Below are 18854 nucleotides of genomic sequence, written 5' to 3'. Positions count from 1 at the left end.
CTAGCAGCACGTTTAGTAGCCATACAGCCGAAATGTCCGATTTGACGGTGCGCTGACCGTCCCCAGGCGCGGCCGTTCCCACCGCTTGTCACAGTCGCCCGCCTGGGTCATCGGCCCGCGCGGCCGTCCCGGAACGCCGGGTCCGCATACCGGAACGGCGGCACGGGGCGGGCGGATGCACCCGCCCCGGACGGCCGAACGACGAACGGGGCGGCCCGGCCGGAAGACCGTCGACCGCCCCGGCCGGTCAGGCGTGAGTGAGCAGGCGGGTCAGGACACGGGTGCCGAACTCCAGGCCCTCCACCGGCACGCGCTCGTCCTTCCCGTGGAACATGCCGAAGTAGTCCAGGTCGGGGCGCAGCATCAGCGGCGCGAAGCCGTACCCCTTGATGCCGATCCTCGCGAAGGACTTCGCGTCGGTGCCCCCGCTCATCACGTACGGCACCGGCCGCGCCCCTGGATCCTCGGCCACCAGCGCCGCCCCCAGCTCGTCGAAGAACGCCGACGGGTACGGGGCGGCGGGCGCGTCCTCCAGGTTGACGAACTCGCGGGTGATCTTCGGGCCGAGCAGCTCGTCGATCGTGGCGAGGAACTCCTCCTGCAACCCCGGCAGGTAGCGGCCGTCCACGTGGGCCGAGGCCGTGGAGGGCACGACGTTGACCTTGTATCCGGCCGACAGCATCGTCGGGTTGGCCGAGTTGCGGATCTGGCCCTTGAACAGGGTGCCGAGCGCCCCCAGCCGGGCCGCCTCCTCGTCCAGGCGGTCGAGGTCGATCGGCCGGCCGATGACCTCCGACAGGTTCTCCAGGAGCGCGGCGACCGACGGCGTCAGCCGCACCGGCCACTGGTAGGAGGCGACCCGCGACAGGGCGTGCACCAGCGTGGCCACCGGGTTGTCGACCGCGGGCCTGGACCCGTGGCCCGCGACGCCGTGCGCGGTGAGCTCCATCCACGAGGTGCCGCGCTCGCCGACCGCGATCGGGTAGACCCTGACGTCGCCCGAGGTCACGCTGAACCCGCCGGACTCGCTGATGGCCTCGGTGACGCCGTCGAACAGTTCGCGGTGCTCGGTGACGGCGTGGCGGGAGCCGTAGTCGCCGGTCGCCTCCTCGTCGGCCAGGAACGCCAGCACCAGGTCGCGCTTCGGCCGCACCCCTCTGGCCTGCAGGTCGAGCACGGTGGCGATGGTCATCGCGCACGAGCCCTTCATGTCGACCGCGCCCCTGCCGTACACGCAGTCGTCGACGATCTCGCCGGAGAAAGGATGCATCTGCCACTCGGCGGGATCGGCGGGGACCACGTCGAGGTGGCCGTGGACGAGCAGCGCGTCGGGCGAGTCGCCCTCGACGCGCGCCACGACCGTGGTGCGCCGTGGCGCGGACTCGAAGACGACGGGCTTGAGGCCCGCGTCGGCCAGCAGCGTGGCGACGTACTCGGCGGCCGGGCGCTCGCCCGAGCCGGGATTGGTGGTGTCGAACCTGATCAGGTCGGAGCAGATCTCGGCAACGCTCTTCACATCATCCCCACAAAGGTCGTTTCAGCAGGAGGCGGCGACAGTCTCGGTCCAGGCTCGTCCGTCGCGCGCGAGCCACGCCCGCCGCCCGCCGTACTCCACTCCAACCCCATTCGTCGTGATGACCCTCATGGATCACCAGTTGCCGTCGGATGGAGGAAGGGGGACCTCCGGCGGGTGGAGGACGTAGACGATGCCCGCGCTGCCCGAGCCCCGCAGCCAGACGTTCTCGAACGCCGCCCTCGGGTAGACCCGCCGGACGCCTTCCGTCGCGGGGTCGTTGGCGATCACGTCGCCGGCGGCGGTGAATCCGGTGACGACCATGATGTGACCGGTCGTGGAGTAGCCGGCGCCGGGCAGCTCGTGCTCCTTGAACGACTGCGAGGTGATCACCGGGATGCCCGCGGCGATGAGCAGCTCCAGCTCCGCCAGCGAGCGCAGCCGCGTCACGAACCCGTCCAAACCGTACCGCCCGGCGTAGGCCACGCTGAAGGGCCAGTTGCCGCACCCCTGGTAGCTGTGGTCGTACATGTCGCGGGCCGCGTGGTCGACGGCCGGGCACGGATCGGCCGGATCGACCCACGCGAGCTCCTCGGCAGACGGGCCCCTTCCCCAGAAGCCGAGCACCATCGTCACCGAGGAGGGGCTGCACCAGGACCCGCCACCGCCGTCCCACTCCGGGTAGTGGCCGGCGTGCACCCGCTGCGAGAGCGCGGGAACGGGCAGCTCGATCCCGCTCGCCCTGCCGGGAGGCGTCGGCCGTACGGGGGCCGGAGAGCCGGAGGCCATCACGCTGAAGGAGGTCACGCTCGCGCCCGTGCCGTACAGGGTGACCCGCGCCTGGTAGGCGACCAGCGGGCGCTTGGCCACCAGGGTGTCGACGGCCACGTCGCCGTCCTCGTCGCCCTGACCAGGCAGCGACGTGCGGCGGATGTCGGCGGCCGTCTCCGCCCACCTGCCCATGACGTACCAGCGGGTGCGGCGGCCGTCGGCGGTCCTGCCGCGCAGCTCCACCTCCAGCCAGCTGCCCGCAGGGGTGCGCGCCGTCCACGACGGCACCAGCTCGGCCGCGGGGAAGCCGGTCTCGACCTCGGGGCTCGTCCAGGTGGCGTAGTCCCAGACCGCCGCCGCGCCGCCGAACGGGTCGTGATAGCCGCGGGAGCCGCGCTCGACCGGCGCGGAGGGCTGGAAGGCGACACGGGATATCACCTGGCCGATTGTGGAGGAAGGCCAGGTGGGGCGCATCGGAAGGTTTACGTACTCGCGGCCCGCCGTTTTGTCGGAGACGATCTCTATCGTCCCCGGCATGACGAACGCGGTGCAGGCGTACTCCTACGCCGGTCCCTCCACCCTCACCCACGGACAGCTGGGCCTGTCCACCTCCGGCGGAAGGGCGCTGACGGGACCACAGGCCCATCCCCGATTCTTCAGCGGCCTGCTCACCCAGGCCGCGCCGGCCGCGGCCGCGCTGCTCGCGGTGGCCGACGTCGCCATGGCCCGCTACCACCAGCCGCGCCCCGGCTGGACCCGCGACCCGGTGGTGACCTGCGACGGCGACCGGCTCAGGTTCGAGTCGTTCTCCGCCTGCGGCGGCGTCTACGCCAGGCTCGACGTGCTCGGTCCCGCACTCGACGGCGAGGTGGTCGACAGGGGCACCACCAACGTCGACGTCAACGGCCCGCTGCGCGAGGCGCTGGCGCGGGTCGGCGGCAGGGACCCGCTCCACCTCGGCGTCGGCCCCGACGAACTGGCCGTCACCACGCTCGACGGCGCGGTGGTGGAGAAGAAGGTGCCGCTGCCCGCCCGCTGGCTGCGCGGCTTCGCCGAGGTGCAGGTGATCGCGGCGGGCTTCGATCTGCGCGCGGAGCTGCAGGGGCCGCTGGCCGTCCGCTTCCTCCGCTCGCTGCCCAAGCGCGCGGGCGCCGACGTGTGGGCCGTGCCCGCGGGCCGTGACCTGCGGGTCTCCGAAACCCGCGGCCCCGGCGCGGTACGGCTGGCGGGGGCCGGACGCCTGGCCACCCTCCACCCGCTGCTGCGCTTCGCCAGGGCTCTGCGCGCGTACGGCCCCGCCACCGCCGACGACCACATGGCCAGCGCGTGGGAGCTCGAACTGCCGGGCATGCGCTACACGCTGTGCGTGTCGCCGCAGCCGTACCGCGGCTTCTCCGGCGAGGGCGCGGTCCTCGACGACCTGTCGAGTGACACGGCCGCCGACGACGCCGACGTGGTGGGGATGCTGCTCAACTTCGAGCCCTCCGTCGAACTCGGCCTTCTGGCCGAACGCTCCGGGCTGCCGGTCACCCGGGTACGGGCGGCGCTCACCCAGCTCGGCACGGCGGGCAGGGTCGGCTACGACCTGCACGAGGCAGGCCACTTCCACAGGGAGCTGCCCTACGACAGGGTCCACGTCGCCGAGCTCAACCCCCGGCTGCTCGCGGCCCGCCGCCTGCTGGAGACGGGCGCGGTGCGGCTGACGGGCGCCGACACGGCCGAGGTCACCACCTCCGGCGGCGTGCGACGGGTGCGCATCGGGGAGGGCGCGTGCACCTGCGAGTGGTGGTTCGACCACCGCGGCTCGCGAGGGCCCTGCAAGCACGTGCTCGCCGCCAGGATCGCCGCCCGTTCCGACGCCGAGACGCCCGAGGTGGTCGCGTGAGCGCCTGGCAGACCGTGCAGTCCGACGCCGAGACGCCCGAGGTGGTCGCGTGAGCGCCTGGCAGGCCGTGCAGTCCGACGCCGAGACGCCCGAGGTGGTCGCGTGAGCGCCTGGGCGGCCGTGCGGACGGCGCTGCGCACCGGCGACCCGGCCACGGTCGCGGCCAGGGTGACCCGCCTCGACGAGGCGGGCCGCAGGGAGGTGGCCGCCGAGTTACCGGCGGCGCTGCGCGAAGGGCGCGCCTGGCTCGGCGAGCCCGCGTGGACCGAGGGCATGCGGGTCGCCGGCGCCGGCACGCTGGGCGGCGTCGCCGCGGTCGTGTCCTGGCTCAACAGGCGCGACCTCGAACCGTGGACGGGAGCCGCCGCCGACCCCGCCCTCCTGCTCCACGTCCTGGCCGCGCGCCCGCTCGACTGGCAGGCCGACCTCGCCGTCCGGCTGACCCTGCGCGCGCGCACCGTCCGCAACCGCAACCTGCCCCTCGCCGTCGAGCTGCTGCGCAGGACCGGCGCCACCCCGCCGGAGCACGACCCCCTCGTGGCCGCCTGGATCTCCAGCCCGCCCAGCGCCCACGGCCTGCGCCACGACCCGCTGCTGCCCGCCCTCCTGCCGAGGATCTTCGAGGCGGAGGGCGTGGGCAGGGCGCTGCGCCACGAGCGGAGCGAGCCGCTGACCGCGGGCACCTGGCTGGCCAGCCTCCGCGTGCTCGAGAACCAGCGCGCGATCGACCGCGACCTGCTCCTCGACGGCTGCCTCCGCCGCTTCCTGCGCGGCGGCTCGGCCACCGACCTGCGCTTCTTCACCCGCCTGCACGAACTGCTCGAACCCTCCCACGACGAGGTGCACGCCCGCGCCCGCGACTACCTGCGCCTGCTGCCCACAGCCCCAGCCGGCGTCGCCGGGCTGGCGCTCAGGCACCTGCGCCGCCTCAGGCTCGATCGCGCAGACCTCGCCGAGGCGCTCGACGGCCTGCTGTCCAGACCCGAACGCAAGCTGGTCGTCGAAGGGCTGCGCTGGCTGGACGAGGCGGTCGAGGAGTTCGCGGGCCTCGACGCGCTCGCACCGTCGCTGGCCTGCGCGTTCGCCTGCACGTCGCGGGAGGTTCAGGACAGGGCGGGCCGCCTGGCCATCGCCCACGCCGACCGCTTCTCTCCCGCGGGGGCCGAGGCCATCCGCACGGCGCTGCCCCTGCTGCCGCCCTCGGTCGGCGAGCCGCTGGCCGCGGCCTTCGGCGGCCAGGCCGCGGACGCCGACCCGTTCACGCCCGGCATCCTGCCGCGCGTGCGCGGACCCGAGCCGTTCCATCCGCGCGCCCTGCCGCCGGCGGCGCTGGCTCGCGGCCTGGAGACCGACTCCGGATGGCAGGGGGTGGAGTCCTGGCTCGCGTCGTTCGTCCGCCAGGCGGCCGACGACCCCGGCGCCCTGCGCGACGCCTTCACCCGCGGCGGCAGGACGGGCCGCGGGACGTGGGACGGGTGGCTGTGGGAGCACCAGTGGGCGCTCGCGATGGGCCACGAACCCGGCGCCCGGCAGGGCCGGATGCCGCACTCCGGCGAGGTCTCGGCGCCGCACTACGTGACGCTGCGACGCTTCGCCGAGATCAGGACGGCGTACGCGGAGGGGACGCTTCCGCCGTACCTGCTGGCCACCCCGACCGTCACCGACGGCCACCTCTACCCGGACGTGCTGCTCACCCGCCTGGAGGGCTACGAGCGCGCGGGGGTCGCCGCCATGGACGCCGACCTGCAGCAGGCACTGCTGCGCCTGCCCCGCCTGATTCCGCCGGAGATCGTCGCCAGGGCGCGGGCGCTGACCGCCGCCGCAGGCAGGACCGCCGCCGCGTGGCTCGCCGAGCGGCCGCGACCCCGCGTCACCATCGACTGGAGCGGCATGCCGGTCCCACGCGTCGAGGCCGAGCCGACCGGGCTGGAGCTTGTGGACCTCCTCATGACCGGCGTCACGCCATACCCGTTGCGCGATCACGGCGAACGGCTGGCGTCGTGGCCCTCCGTCCTGCCCTCCGACCGGGACGTGGTGGCCGCGCACTGCCTGCCGTACGTGCTCAACCGGTGGAGCGACGCGGGCGCCGAGAACGCGACGGCCCTGGCCGTCGCCGAAGGGCCGGCGGGGGAGGGGACGGCGCTGCTGCTCGCCGTCCTCCTCACCGAACAGGAAGGCGACGCGGTGCCGGCGATGGCCGCCAGGGGAGAGTTGCCCTCCGCCGAGCTCGGCCGCCAGCTCGCGTTGCTGGTTCGCACGCGAAGGGCCAGGCTCACGCCCGCCCTCGACGCCCTCGAGACGGCGGCCGTCGCCGGCGCGCACCGCGAGGTGTGGCAGGTCCTGGCCGGCCTGCTGCCCGCGCTGCTGCCCGGCGACGGCGAGCGCCCGCAGGCGGCTCACACCGAGGCGCTCGGGCTGGCCGTACGGGTGGCCGGATGGGCGGGCGCTCGCGGCCCGCTCCCCGCCGTCGCCAGGGCGGCCGCTCGCAAGGGCGCCAGCGGCTTCTCCCGTACGGCCCGCGACCTCCACCACCTCCTGGAAGGAGCCACGCGATGAGCGCATGGATCAGCGCACCCGACAGAGAGCGGGACGGCGCATGGGACAGGGTGCGGCGGCACATCGAGCGCATGGACGCCGCCGCCGTCGCCGCCCTGGTCGTGAAGCTGGGCCCGGACGACAGGAAGGCGGTCGCCGCGGAACTGCCCGGATATCTGGCCGCCCTTCGAGCTCACGCCAGGGTGGGGGAGCGGGTCACGCCGTTGCGGGTCGCGGGCGCGGGCACGATCGGCGGGGCGGCGGGCGTGGTGTCATGGCTGCACCGGCGCGACTTCGCTCCTCGATGGGCGGTCCTGCACGACACCGAGCTGCTGCTCGACGTACTGTCATCACGGAGCGAACCGTGGCTCGCGGACCTGGCGACCCGGACGGCCCTGCGGATCCGCGCCGCCGACGACCCGGGCGTGCCGCTGGCGCTCGCCCTGCTGCGCCGGACAGGGGCGACCCCGCCCGCGCACGATCCACTGGTGGTGGCATGGGTGGCCGAGGACGTCCCGCACGGCGTCGCGGCCCTGCGCGCCGACCCGCTCCTGAAAACGCTCCTGCCGCGGCTGTTCGAGGCCGAGGGCGTCGGCCGCCGACTCCAGCACGTCAAACCCAGCACCGCCGTTCCCCCTCCCGGACCTGCCGGCCCGTCCCCCACGCCGACCGCGCCCACACCGACGACGCCCACCCCCGCTCTCACACCGACGACTCCCACGGCCGCTCTCACACCGACCACCGGCCCACGCGCCGTCGCCCCGCCCGTGGCCGCGACATCCTGGGCGGCGGCTCTCGGCGTGACGTCCTTCAGGGGCGTGTCCCGAGGCGGAGCCTCACCCGAGAACACCCGTGAGCCCGTGAGGTCGCACGGGCCCGGCACGGCACCCTCGCCCATGGCCTCCTCCTGGGGGGCGGCGGACGGCGGGACGTTCGGGAACGGCGCCGGAGCGAGGTCCGGGTGGCTCGACGGGTTGCGGGACCTCGCGGCGGAGAGCCCGGCCACCAGACGCCTGATGCTCGACGGGTGCGTCAGCCGTTTCCTGCGTGGTGGCGCCCCTCAGGACCTGCGCTTCTTCGCCCGCCTCCACGAGACGCTCGCCCCGGCACCCGACGAGGTCCGGCCCCGCCTGCGCGACTACCTGCGGCTGCTGCCCTCGTCCGCGGCGCCCGCCGCCGAGGTGGCGCTCACCCACCTGCGCGCCGCCGACCTCGACCCCGCCACCGTCACCGAGGCGCTGGAGGCCGTGCTGTTCAGGGCCGAGAGCGGCCTGGTCAGGAGCGGGCTGTCCTGGCTCGACCGGACGATGAAGCACGCAGGGGACCGGGCGGACGAGCTGGTCCCGTCGCTGGCCATGGCGCTGGGCCACCAGTCGCGGGCCGTCCAGGAGCACGCGACACGGGTCGCGCTCAAGCACGCCGCGCGCTTCGGCCCGCTCGCCGCCGAGACGATCAGAACGGCGGGCGAGCTGCTCCCGCCATCGCTGTCGGCACGGCTGGCCGAGGGGTACGGCGGCGAGATCGTGCCGGAGGAGCCGTTCACGCCGGCGGGCCTGCCGCCGCTGCCCGTGATGGACGACTTCCCCGACCTCCCCTCGACGCCCAAGGCGCTCGCCGCCACCCTCCACCGGCCGGGATGGGCGGCGTCCGAACGGTTCCTCGCCGGGTTCGTGAGGCTCGCGGCGAGCGACAGGGCCGGGCTGAGGACGGGCCTGGCGAGCGTGGCGGAGCTCGACGACAGGTACAGCGGCGGGCTGCCCGAGCCGACGCTGTGGTTCATCGACCTGGCCGTCGAGCTCGTCAAGCCCCGCAGGATCTTCAAACGGCGGAGGCACTGGCTGACCGATCCCGCCTCCGCGTCCGCGCCGCCGTTCGCGCTGGTGCTGCGGCGCTGCGCCGAGGTCTACGAGGCGCTGAGGAAGGACACGTTGCCGCCGCTGCTGCTCGCGACGCCGACCAGGTCCGACGGACGTCTCGACCCGTGGGTGTTCCTCGACCGGCTCGAGGCGGTGATCGGGGCGGGACACGAACCGCTGCCCGCCGACTTCCAGCAGGCGCTGCTGAGACTGCCCAGGCGGATCCCCGCCGGGGCGGTCGAGCGGGCCGCGGCGCTCGCCTCGGCGCGCACCTCGGCGGCCGGCCGTACGGCGGCGGCGTGGCTGGCCGGCGGCGGCCTGACCGACCCCCTCTCCACGGTGACCACGGTGGTCTCAGGAAGCCGGCTGTACTGGAACGACCCCACGCACCGGCTGGTGAGCACCCTGGAAGGGGAGCCGACGGGACTGCCGGAGATCGACGCACTCGCCAGAGGCACCTGGCACGACGCCTTCGTCGTCGGGGCGATGGACTGGTGGCCTGGCATGCTGCCCTCGCATCGGGAGGTGCTGGCGGCGCACCTCGTCCCCAGGCTGACCTCGCGGTGGCCGCTCGGTCCCGGGCGGTGGCTGGAGGCGATCGTGCGAGCCGACGGACCCGCGGGGCCGGCCACGGCCGTCCTGCTGGCCGGGGCGCTCGTGGACGCGACAAGCAGGGACGAGGCGGTGGCCGCGCTGCGGCGGCTGGCAGCGATGGGCGCGGTGCCTTCCTCGGCGCTGGGGCGGCGGCTGATGGAGCTGATCGACGGGGGAGAGGTGTCGCTGAGGGCGGTCGCCGACGCGTTGGAGGCGGCGGCGAGGAAGGGCGCGCACGCGCAGGTGTGGGAGGTGTTCGCCGAACTGCTTCCGCTGCTGCTGCCGGTCGCGGGAACCCGCCCCAGGGCCGGTCTGGCCCACCTGATCGAGCGGGCGCGGCTGGTGGCCGGGTGGGCGGGGGCACGCGGGGAGATCCGCGGGCTGGCCGCGGTGGCGTCGGGCAGGGGGTCGAGCCGGTTCGTCACCGAATCCCGCCGCCTCCACACCACCCTGACCGCCTGAACCGTTCGGACCGGACCGCCGCAACCCTCACCCGAGCGGTGACGAGGGCGGCTCTCGAGGGTGGCGGTCGGTCAGAGGTACAGGCCGGGGGTGTCGGGGGCGGCCGCAGGGGTGGTGGCGCGGCCGGAGCGGGCGGCGAACAGCTCCGCGAGCGTGGCCCCGTCGGCGCCCACCTGGCCGGCGAACTCCTCCGCCCCGCCGTCGGCCAGCCACCGCACGGACTCCTCGCGCGACAGCGGCCCCACCTCGACCTGCGCCAGGCACCGGCCCGGCCTGACCGTCGCAGGGTGCAGGCGGGCCAGGTCCTCGTTCGTGGTGATCGCGACCAGCACGTCGCGCCCCTGGCCGAGCAGGCCGTCGGTGAGGTTCAGCAGCCTCGACAGCCCCTGCCCCGTCGCCTCCTTCGCGCCCGCCCTGATCAGCTCGTCGCAGTCCTCCAGCACCAGGAGCCGCCAGCGCTCGCCGTCTTCGCCCGAGTCGCCGATGGCGACCTCCATCAGGTACCCGGGGTCGTTGAACAGCCGCTCGGGATCGAGCACGCAGTCGACCTGGCACCACTGCCGCCACTCTCTCGCGAGGGTCCGCAGCAGCGACGTCTTGCCGGTTCCTGGCGGCCCGTGCAGCAGGAGCAGCCTGCCGCTCACCTCGGCGGGCGTGACCGTCATGACCCGTCCCACGGCCTCGCGCACGCGCGCGGAGTAGTTGCCGCTGATCTGCTCCCACGACGGCGAGGTGATGGGCTTGTCGGAGCGACGGGGTCCGTGCGGGCCGAACCACCAGAAGCCCATCTCGATGTGGTCGGTCTCCGGCGGCGGCTCGACCGCGCCCTCGGTGGTCTTCGCCAGCACCGAACGGGCCAGCTCCTCGCTGACGGCGGTGACGCTGACCGTGGCGCAACGGTTGCGGTGGCGCACCACCCGCAGCGTCCAGCCGTCCCCGCAGAACAGGCGGGCGTCGGAGCCGTCCTCCTCCTGCGCGGTACGCACGAGACGGCCGTCGGGCGGGGTGAGGGCGGCCTCGGCGCGCACCCGCTCGAGGCTGGCCAGGCGGGCCCACGGCTGCGTGCCCGTCGCGAACGGCGACAGCGCGAGCGCGTCGACGATGTCGACGGCGGAGTCGGAGTCGTCGACCCAGATGTTCATCGGCAGTTCGGCGGCGGCGGGGAAGCGGACCTCCTTCAGCACGGACATGCCGTCAATGATCCAGACTCCGCCCGCCCGCGTCGACTGCTTTTCAGCCTTTGCGCAGGTCTCCGGTCTGCTGAACCATGTTGAGACCTGGGACGTCGCGCCACAGGTAGCGCAGCACGCCGCCGCCGAGGCTCAGCTCGATCGTGCCGGGGACGCAGCCGCTCTGCTGCGTGAGTTCGAAGGTGAGCCTGGTCTTCTCGACCTTGGTGAGCTTGATGTCCTCCTCGCAGGCGACCTGGGCGTCCTTCTCGGTCCACGCCGCGGTGCTCGCGCCGGTCCTCAGTACGACGGTGTTGTCGGCGCCGTCGGGGTCCAGCGGGTTGGTGCTGCTGGTGTGCCCCGACCAGCGGCCCGCGAAGGCGGCGGGGATCTTCAGCTCCTGCGCGTGCTGGGACGCCGGCGGCGAGGAGGCCTGGCCGGTCGAGGATGCCTGGCCGGTCGACGGGGTCGGGCCGGTGGACGAGACCGGCTCGGCGGGGGACGGCCGGCCGGTCGGGGAAGACGAGGCGGTGGGCGAGGCGCCGCCCCGATCGGCCGTCTTGAGGCTGGGCAGGTTGATCAGCACGATCGTGCCGCCGGCGAGCGCGGCCACGGTGACGGCGGCGGCCGTGAGGAGGAGGCCGCGCCGGCCGCGCCGCGCGCCGCCCTGGGTCGTCAGCGACGCCCGCCCAGGATCCGTGGGGCCACCCCCGGAAAGGTGCGGCGGGCCGGGCGGGGGTGCGCCTCCGGAAGGGTACGGCGGGCCGCCGGGCGGGGGCGCGGTGCCGGGAGCGTTCGGCGGGCCGCTCGGCGGGGGCGCGTCGGCGGGGGCCCGCGCGGGACCCGATCGCGGATCGACCAGCGACATCATGAGCGTCCGGGCGGACGGACGCCGCCCCGGATCCTTGGCCAGCGCGTCCGCCACCATGCCCCGCAACCGGGGTGGCAACGCCGACAGGTCGGGCTCGGTGTGCAGCACCCTGTGAAGGACGGCGGGCACGGTGTCGGCGCCGAAGGGCGTGACCCCCGTGGCCGCGAACACCATCGTCGCCGCCCACGCGAACACGTCGGACGCGAACGACGCGGGAGAGCCGCCGATCTGCTCGGGTGCCAGGTAGGAGGGCGTCCCGATGAGGCCGGAGGTCTGCGTCGAGGAGCCCTCGGCCCTGGCGATGCCGAAGTCGACCACTCGGGGCCCGTCGGGGCCGAGCAGCACGTTCGACGGCTTGAAGTCGCGGTGCACGATGCCCGCCGCGTGGATGGCGGCCAGGGCGGTGGCCGTGCCCACGAAGAGGCGTTCGAGGTCACCGCCGCGCAGCGGGCTCCCGTCGCGCACCCGCTCGAACAGCGAGGGGCCATCGATGTACTCGCTGACCACGTAGGGGCGGCGCCCCTCGGTCCCTGCAGTCAGCACGGCGGCCGTACAGAAGGAGGCGACGCTCTCCAGCGCGGCCAGCTCCCTCGCCAGCCTGGCGCGGGTCTCCGGGTCGCTGTGGGTGAGCAGCTTGACCGCCACGGGCCTGCCCGAGCGGTCGTGAGCGAGGTAGACGACGCCCTGGCCACCCTCGCCCAGGCGGCCGGCCAGCCTGAACCCGCCTAGCTCCAGAGGGTCGTCAGGCGTCAGGGGGGTGAGCACGAGCGCTACACTACCGAGCCCTGCGCCGCGAATGAGTGGCCTGAATGGGGTCGATGTCCTCCACCGACCAGCCGCGCGCCATGGCCAGCGAATCCTGCCTGCCGTCGGCGACGTGGCGCAGCGCGCAGGCCGCCGCCTTGGCAGGGTCGCCCGCCGCGATCGCCTCGTAGAGTTCGGCGTGCTCCTGGCTCTGCCGTCCGGGATCGCGGTCGGAGGTGAGGCGGAACAGCCGGTGCAGGCGGGCGTCCAGCGGCCGCATCAGGTCGGCCAGCAGCGCGTTGCCCGAGAGGGAGACCAGCTCGTGGTGGAAGTCGGCGTTCGCGGCCGCGATGCCGGCCCTGTCGTCGCTCGCGATCGCCTCCCCGGCCCGTTCCATGCACGAGCGCAGCCTGGCCAGCCCTTCGGCGTCGACCCGTTCGGCGGCCAGTCGCGCTGCCAGCGCCTCCAGGCTCTCCCGTACGTCGAACAGGTCGCGCACGTCGTCGGGGGTGAAGGGGCTGACCAGCGCGCCCCTGCCGGGCACCAGCACCACCAGGCCCTCGGCTGCCAGTCGCCGCAGCGCCTCGCGCAGCGGGATCCTCGACACCTGGAGTTCGGCCGCGAGGTCCCGCTCGATCAACCGCTCGCCAGGGCGCAGCTCGATCTCGACGATGCGTCGTTTGAGCGTCTCGTAGGCCAGGTTCGCGGTGGTCACGGGACAAGGGTAAGCGCCCCCTCGGTCATGATTTTTCGTCGCATGAAAGCCCCTGTACCTTTTGCCGTTGGTCGAGGTTCATTCACGGGGAGGTAATCGGTGTCTGTGCGCGAGCGCATGCGTTACTGGTTCGACAACACCATGTCCAAGGGGACCGCCTCGCTCATCGGCTGGCTCGCCGTGGTGTCCGTCGCGATCGTGCTGGTCGTGGCAGGAATGACCGTCTGGCTCACCGACGAGCCGGAGGGCTCGAGCCCCGGCGAGGTGCTGTGGCTGGCGCTCATGCACGCGATGACGCCCAGCAAGGTCGCCAGCGACAAGGGCAGCACCGCCTTCCTCGCGGTGATGTTCATCGGCTCGCTGGCCGGCATCTTCATCGTCAGCATCCTGGTCGGCCTGCTGTCCAACGGGCTCAAGCAGAAGATCGACCGGCTGCGCAGGGGCCGGTCGATGGTCGCCGAGAGCGGTCACACCGTGGTCCTCGGCTGGTCGGACCAGATCTTCACCATCGTCGGCGAGCTGGTGAAGGCGCACGCCAGCCAGCGCGGCTCGGTCATCGCCGTCATGGCCGACCGCGACAAGCTCGACATGGAGGAGGAGATCAGGGAGCGCATCGGCGACACCGGAAGGACCAGGCTCGTCTGCCGTACGGGACGGCCCACCGAACCGGGCGACCTGCGCCTGATGAACCTCGGCCGGGCCCGCTCCATCGTCGTCCTGTCGCCCGACGGCGAGGACCCCGACGCCCACGTCATCAAGATCCTCCTGGCGCTCGCCAAGCGCGCGGGCGACCACCCGCCGGTCGTCGCCTCGCTCACCTCCAGCCGCAACATGGCCGCCGCCCGCCTGGCCGGCGGCAGCCAGGTCCACCTGGTCGACTCCGACGACACCGCCTCCCGCCTGATCGTCCAGTCCTCCCGGCAGTCGGGCATGTCCGTGGTCTGCATGGACCTGCTGAACTTCGACGGCGGCGAGATCTACCTGCGCTCCGACGCCGCGCTGACCGGCCAGTCGTACGGCGAGGCGCTGCACGCCTACGAGACGGCGACCGTCATCGGCCTGCGCCGCCCTTCCGGTGTCGTGCTCAACCCGCCCATGGACACCGTCATCGGCGCCGACGACCAGGTCATCGTCATCGCCCACGACGACTCGCTCATCCACCTCGCCTCGGGCGCCGCCTCGTACTCGGACAAGGACATGGCGACGGCGCAGGCCGTGCCGCCGGAGACCGAGCGCACGCTCATCCTCAACTGGAACGCCCGCGCCGAGCACATCGTCCGCTACCTGGACGGCTACGTCGCGCCAGGCTCGGTGCTGGACGTGGCGGCCGACCACCCGAAGGCCGGCACGGGCCTGAGCGGCCTGCGCAACCTCACCGTGAACGTCAAGGAGTGCGACACCACCGACAGGTACGCGCTCGAGGCGCTCGGCGTCGGCCTCTACCAGCACGTGATCGTGCTGTCCGACGACAGGTTCAAGCCGCAGCACGCCGACACCCGCACGCTGATGACGCTGCTGCAGCTGCGCGACATGCAGACGGCGACGGGCGAGCGGTACTCGATCGTCAGCGAGATGCACGACGAGAACAACCGCTCGCTGGCGGAGGTGACCGAGGCCGACGACATCGTGATCAGCGACACGGTGATCGGCCTGCTGCTGGCCCAGCTCGCCGAGAACAGGCACCTGGCCGACGTCTTCGGCTACCTCTTCGACTCGCGCGGCTCGGAGATCTACCCCAGGCCCGCCGCGTCGTACGTGACGCCGGGGTCGCGGGTGTCGTTCTCGACCGTCATCGAGTCGGCCAGACGGCGAGGTGAGACGGCGATCGGCTACCGGCTCGCGTCCGGCATCAACCAGGCGCCGCACTACGGGGTGGTGCTCAACCCGGGCAAGAACCAGCCGGTGACGCTCGCCGCGGGCGACTCGGTGATCGTCCTGTCCGAGCGCTAGATCCCGTACGGCGGGCCGGGCCCAGGCCACCGGGGTCACCGGTGGCCGCCCGTCGTCCACGCGCGCTCCAGCGGGACTCCGGACCCCGCCGTCACGCCGTGCCCTGATCAGTAGGCGATTCCCACGCTCCTCCCGACGCTGTCCTGCCGCTCGACGACCCTCAGCAGGAAGTGGGCGACGTCGGCGCGCGAGATGTACCTGCCGCCTTTCAGATTGCGGTCGAAGGCCGTCCTGTAGGTCCCGGTCAGCGGCTTGTGGGTCAGCCGCACGGGCCGCACGGCGGTCCAGTCGAGGCCGCTGTCGCGCAGGACGTCCTCCATCCTGGCCAGGTCGGCGTAGGTGCTGCGCAGGACGGCCTTCAGCACCGGGTAGAGCAGGTCGCCCATGACGATCCCGTCGCCGGGGTCGCGCCGGGGCGGGTGGGGGCGGCCGGGCGACGCGACGGTCCCGACGGGGGCCGCGCTGACCGCGACGAGGCGCCTGACGCCCGTCGCCTTCATCGCCAGCGTGATGGCCGTGGTGCCGCGCCACGTGACGCCCGCCTCCGAACCCGAGCGGGGGCCGAGGCAGGACACGACCGCGTCGACGCCGTCGAAGGCGGGCTCCAGCCCGGCGGGGCCGGCCGCCGAAAGGTCGGCGCTCACCGCGCTGACGGGCCGCGACAGCCTGGCGGGGTCGCGGACGACCGCCGTCACGTCGTGCCCCGCGTCGACGGCCTGCTCCAGCAGGTGCCTGCCGACGCCGCCCGTGGCGGCGATGATGGCGAGTCTCATGGTCGTCCTGCTCCTCTGTCGAATCGTGGCTCATCTCCATGACGATCGGCCGATGTGAAATGTGACCGTCCGTGCGATTGGTACCGTGCGCGTGTGAGGACGATCGACTGGGTCGGAGGGGCCATCGAGCTCATCGACCAGACGCTGCTGCCGGACGAGCTGGTCAAGCTGCGCATCACCACCGTGGACGAGCTCGTCGACGCGATCCGGCGCCTGGCCGTCAGAGGTGCCCCCGCCCTTGGCGTGGCGGGGGCGTTCGGCGTGGTGCTGGCCGACGGTGACAGGAAGGCCATCGCCCGCCTGCGTGCCGCCAGGCCGACCGCCGCCAATCTGGCATGGGGCGTCGACCAGGCCGCCGCGCACCTCGAGGAGGGACGCAAGGCGGTGCTCGCCAGGGCCAAGCGGATCAGGGACGAGGACATCGCCGCCTGCGTGGCCATGGGCGAGCGCGGCGCCGACCTGCTCGAAGGCGACAGGCTGCGCGTCATGACCATCTGCAACACCGGTGCTCTCGCCACCGTGGAGCGCGGCACCGCGCTGGGCGTCATCCAGACCCTGCACGAGCGGGGGCGCCTGGCCGAGGTGCTCGCCCTGGAGACCAGGCCGCTGCTGCAGGGCGCGCGGCTCACCGCGTGGGAGCTGGAGCGGATGGGCGCGCCGTACCGGCTGGTCGCCGACTCCGCCGGGCCGTACCTGCTGGCCAAGGGCGGGGTGGACGCGGTGCTGATCGGCGCGGACAGGATCGCCGCCAACGGCGACACCGCCAACAAGATCGGCTCCTACTCGCTCGCGCTGGGCGCCGAGCGCGCGGGCGTGCCGTTCATCGTGGTCGCCCCCGAGACGACCATCGACGCGGCCACCCCCTCGGGCGAGCACATCGAGGTCGAGGACAGGGGCGACGACGAGGTGGTGAACGTCCGGGGCGTGCGCATCGCGCCCGAGGGCGCCCGCGCGCTGAACCCGGCGTTCGACGTGACGCCCCACGACCTGATCTCCGCCATCGTTACGGACCGGCGGGTCTTCAGGCCCTAGCCAGACCAATAATCGACATTTCCGGGATCTGTCCGTACACCCCGCGTTACGCTCGGTTGTCACCATCCTCACCCGGGAGATCGTCGTGGCCATCGATCTTGTCTCGCGCCGTGACTGGCGCGCCCGTTCCCCGCGCGGCAGCTACACCCAGCTCGACTCCACCAGGGGAGTCAAGGTCCACTACACGGGCGGCAGGGTCGATCCGGGCATCGTGCGCGACCATGCCAAGTGCGTGGCGCTGGTGCAGTCCATCCAGAACTTCCACATGGACTCCAACGGCTGGATCGACATCGGCTACTGCGTGGACGAAGAGACGGAAATCCTCACTCAGGTGGGCTGGAAGTCCTACAAGGAGCTTGACGTCGGAGATCTCGCTCTCACCCTCAACCATGAGCTCGGCGTCTCGCAGTGGCAGCCGATCCTCGAGGTGTGCGTCTTTCCGTCCAGAGAACGAGAGATGATCCGGATGGAGGGCGTCAGTCATTCCTCGCTCACCACTCCGCAGCACCGTTGGCCGGTGGAGCGTTTCCGTAGGCGCACCGGCACCACACGGCAGAAGGGCCAAGACGGGAAGTGGCTGCCGACGGGCAAGGCTCCTCGCGCACTGACGACACATGAGCGGCTCTGGGCGACGACAGAGACACTCGGCTATTGGGACCGGATCCCGATCGCCGCTCCGTGCGGAGACCTGCCGGTGGAGCCGAAATGGTCCGACGCCTTCGTCGAACTCGTCGCGTGGTTCTGGACGGAAGGGCATATCAAGAGGCTTCGAGACGGGCGCCGGGCCACCAGCGTGGCCCTGTACCAGTCAATGGAAACCAATCCCGGCTACGTCGCGCGCATCAGAGCCGCGCTGACGGCCACGTTCGGCCCACCGGTCGAGGAGTTCCCTCGCGTCGGCGCACGTACCGACGGGAATCCCCGATGGCGCGAGTGCGTCAACCGGCATCTGGCGGAGTTCCATCTCTCCGCGGACGCAGGACGGCGCCTGCTGGAGGTCGCGCCTGACAGGGTGCCGAGCCATGAGTTCCTGCTCTCCCTCACCCGGGCGCAGTTGTCCCTCTTCATCGAGTCTTCCCTGGCCGCGGACAACGCGGGCGAGGAGATTCTGGCGCAGAAGAGCCGGGCCGCAGCCGAAGCGTTCATGTTCGCCGTGATCCTTTCAGGCAAGGCGGCGTCCTTGCGCGTGAGGCCTCCAACCACAAGCTGCTCCAGCGAGATGTGGCAGGTCAAACTGGGGCGTCTGCACCATTTCAGCCCCCGTCCCGCCGCGTTGCGCCAGTCGACATTCGCTGTCACGCGCGAGACGTACACCGGGGAAATCTGGTGCCCACGTACGGAGAACCAGAGCTGGCTGGCGCGCCGCAACGGCACCGTCTACTTCACCGGCAACACCTACATCGGGTGCCCGCATCGCAAGGTGTTCGAGGGTCGGGGGGCGCACCATCTGCCCGCGGCCAACGGGGCGGGGCTCAACTCGGGCCACTACGCGGTGCTCGGCCTGGTGGGCAACGCCGGGCTGATCCAGCCGCCCGACGGCGTGCTGCACGCCATCCTCGACGCGATCCAGCACCTGCGCGACGAGGGCATGGCGGGGCGCGAGATCAAAGGCCACCGCGACGGCTTCAACACCGACTGCCCCGGCGACTCGCTCTACGGCTGGGTCAGGCGCGGCGCGCCCAGGCCCGGCGGGCAGGAGCCGCCGACGCCTCCGCAGGCCCCCGCCTTCCCCGGGCGGCTGCTGAGGTTCCCGCCCGTGATGCGCGGCGAGGACGTGCGCACCTGGCAGCGGCAGATGAAGAAGCGCGGCTGGACCCTCGACGTCGACGGCGCCTACGGATCCGACTCGCGCGACGTGTGCCGCCGCTTCCAGCGCAACCAGAACATCCCCGACGACGGCGTCGTCGGCCCCACGACCTGGCGGCTCACCTGGGAAGCGCCGCTGCCCTGACCCGTCACGAGCCGCGGATACCCGCCCCCGGAT

Annotated in this window: 12 protein-coding genes; 6 read left to right on the top strand and 6 right to left on the bottom strand. The window is 73.0% G+C overall.

Annotated features, from left to right (window positions below; translation table 11 throughout):
* Nucleotides 1-247 precede the first annotated feature (247 nt).
* Both ACFSKW_RS39035 and ACFSKW_RS39030 read right to left on the bottom strand, forming a co-directional pair.
* Nucleotides 248-1516 carry a M20/M25/M40 family metallo-hydrolase gene (locus tag ACFSKW_RS39035; protein ID WP_379578708.1) on the bottom strand — a complete coding sequence of 423 codons (1269 nt, stop codon included), beginning with the start codon at nucleotides 1514-1516 and terminating at the stop codon, nucleotides 248-250.
* 132 nt (nucleotides 1517-1648) lie between these two features.
* Nucleotides 1649-2722 carry a C39 family peptidase gene (locus tag ACFSKW_RS39030; protein ID WP_379578706.1) on the bottom strand — a complete coding sequence of 358 codons (1074 nt, stop codon included), beginning with the start codon at nucleotides 2720-2722 and terminating at the stop codon, nucleotides 1649-1651.
* Between the two features lie 97 nt (nucleotides 2723-2819).
* On the opposite strand from ACFSKW_RS39030, the gene ACFSKW_RS39025 reads away from it, so the two are divergent.
* The 3 genes from ACFSKW_RS39025 (at nucleotide 2820) to ACFSKW_RS39015 (ending at nucleotide 9616) form a co-directional block, all read left to right on the top strand.
* Nucleotides 2820-4169 carry an SWIM zinc finger family protein gene (locus tag ACFSKW_RS39025; protein WP_379578704.1) on the top strand — a complete coding sequence of 450 codons (1350 nt, stop codon included), beginning with the start codon at nucleotides 2820-2822 and terminating at the stop codon, nucleotides 4167-4169.
* A gap of 102 nt (nucleotides 4170-4271) precedes the next feature.
* Complete coding sequence (locus ACFSKW_RS39020) at nucleotides 4272-6725, top strand: hypothetical protein (protein WP_379578702.1); 2454 nt, start codon at nucleotides 4272-4274, stop codon at nucleotides 6723-6725.
* The gene (locus ACFSKW_RS39015) at nucleotides 6722-9616 is read left to right on the top strand and encodes a hypothetical protein (protein WP_379578700.1); all 2895 of its coding nucleotides are present in this window, start codon (nucleotides 6722-6724) and stop codon (nucleotides 9614-9616) included. Before ACFSKW_RS39020 ends, ACFSKW_RS39015 begins: the two co-directional genes overlap by 4 nt.
* A 71-nt stretch (nucleotides 9617-9687) precedes the next feature.
* On the opposite strand, the gene ACFSKW_RS39010 is transcribed toward ACFSKW_RS39015, so the two are convergent.
* Genes ACFSKW_RS39010 through ACFSKW_RS39000 form a run of 3 tightly spaced genes read right to left on the bottom strand, consistent with a single transcriptional unit; the run spans nucleotide 9688 to nucleotide 13115 of the window.
* Nucleotides 9688-10806, bottom strand: coding sequence for a DUF5925 domain-containing protein (locus ACFSKW_RS39010; RefSeq protein ID WP_379578698.1), 1119 nt, complete (start codon nucleotides 10804-10806; stop codon nucleotides 9688-9690).
* A 43-nt stretch (nucleotides 10807-10849) separates the two neighbouring features.
* Nucleotides 10850-12421 (bottom strand): serine/threonine-protein kinase, encoded by a 1572-nt coding sequence (locus ACFSKW_RS39005; protein ID WP_379578696.1) that lies wholly within the window; start codon nucleotides 12419-12421, stop codon nucleotides 10850-10852.
* A gap of 10 nt (nucleotides 12422-12431) precedes the next feature.
* Nucleotides 12432-13115 (bottom strand): GntR family transcriptional regulator, encoded by a 684-nt coding sequence (locus tag ACFSKW_RS39000; RefSeq protein WP_379578694.1) that lies wholly within the window; start codon nucleotides 13113-13115, stop codon nucleotides 12432-12434.
* 117 nt (nucleotides 13116-13232) lie between these two features.
* On the opposite strand from ACFSKW_RS39000, the gene ACFSKW_RS38995 reads away from it, so the two are divergent.
* The gene (locus ACFSKW_RS38995; RefSeq protein WP_417629464.1) at nucleotides 13233-15065 is read left to right on the top strand and encodes a CASTOR/POLLUX-related putative ion channel; all 1833 of its coding nucleotides are present in this window, start codon (nucleotides 13233-13235) and stop codon (nucleotides 15063-15065) included.
* A 107-nt stretch (nucleotides 15066-15172) separates the two neighbouring features.
* On the opposite strand, the gene ACFSKW_RS38990 is transcribed toward ACFSKW_RS38995, so the two are convergent.
* Entirely contained in the window at nucleotides 15173-15838 is a 666-nt protein-coding gene (locus tag ACFSKW_RS38990) for an NAD(P)-dependent oxidoreductase (protein WP_379578690.1), read from the bottom strand.
* A 93-nt stretch (nucleotides 15839-15931) separates the two neighbouring features.
* Between ACFSKW_RS38990 and mtnA the strand changes: the two genes are divergently transcribed.
* Nucleotides 15932-16870 carry an S-methyl-5-thioribose-1-phosphate isomerase gene (gene mtnA, locus ACFSKW_RS38985; protein ID WP_379578688.1) on the top strand — a complete coding sequence of 313 codons (939 nt, stop codon included), beginning with the start codon at nucleotides 15932-15934 and terminating at the stop codon, nucleotides 16868-16870.
* Between the two features lie 85 nt (nucleotides 16871-16955).
* Entirely contained in the window at nucleotides 16956-18821 is a 1866-nt protein-coding gene (locus tag ACFSKW_RS38980) for a peptidoglycan-binding protein (RefSeq protein WP_379578687.1), read from the top strand.
* Nucleotides 18822-18854 lie beyond the last annotated feature (33 nt).

Source organism: Nonomuraea mangrovi (assembly GCF_042681425.1).
GTDB lineage: Bacteria > Actinomycetota > Actinomycetes > Streptosporangiales > Streptosporangiaceae > Nonomuraea > Nonomuraea mangrovi.
Note: the sequence above shows the minus strand (reverse complement) of the source record. Positions and strands in the feature narration are given on the sequence as shown.

What these genes read in the sequence shown, in the direction of transcription:
- ACFSKW_RS39025 (WP_379578704.1), top strand. Translation starts at nt 2,820, where the DNA reads ATGACGAACGCGGTGCAGGCGTACTCCTACGCCGGTCCCTCCACCCTC.
- ACFSKW_RS39015 (WP_379578700.1), top strand. Translation starts at nt 6,722, where the DNA reads ATGAGCGCATGGATCAGCGCACCCGACAGAGAGCGGGACGGCGCATGG.
- ACFSKW_RS39010 (WP_379578698.1), bottom strand. Translation starts at nt 10,806, where the DNA reads ATGTCCGTGCTGAAGGAGGTCCGCTTCCCCGCCGCCGCCGAACTGCCG.
- ACFSKW_RS38995 (WP_417629464.1), top strand. Translation starts at nt 13,233, where the DNA reads ATGCGTTACTGGTTCGACAACACCATGTCCAAGGGGACCGCCTCGCTC.
- ACFSKW_RS38990 (WP_379578690.1), bottom strand. Translation starts at nt 15,838, where the DNA reads ATGAGACTCGCCATCATCGCCGCCACGGGCGGCGTCGGCAGGCACCTG.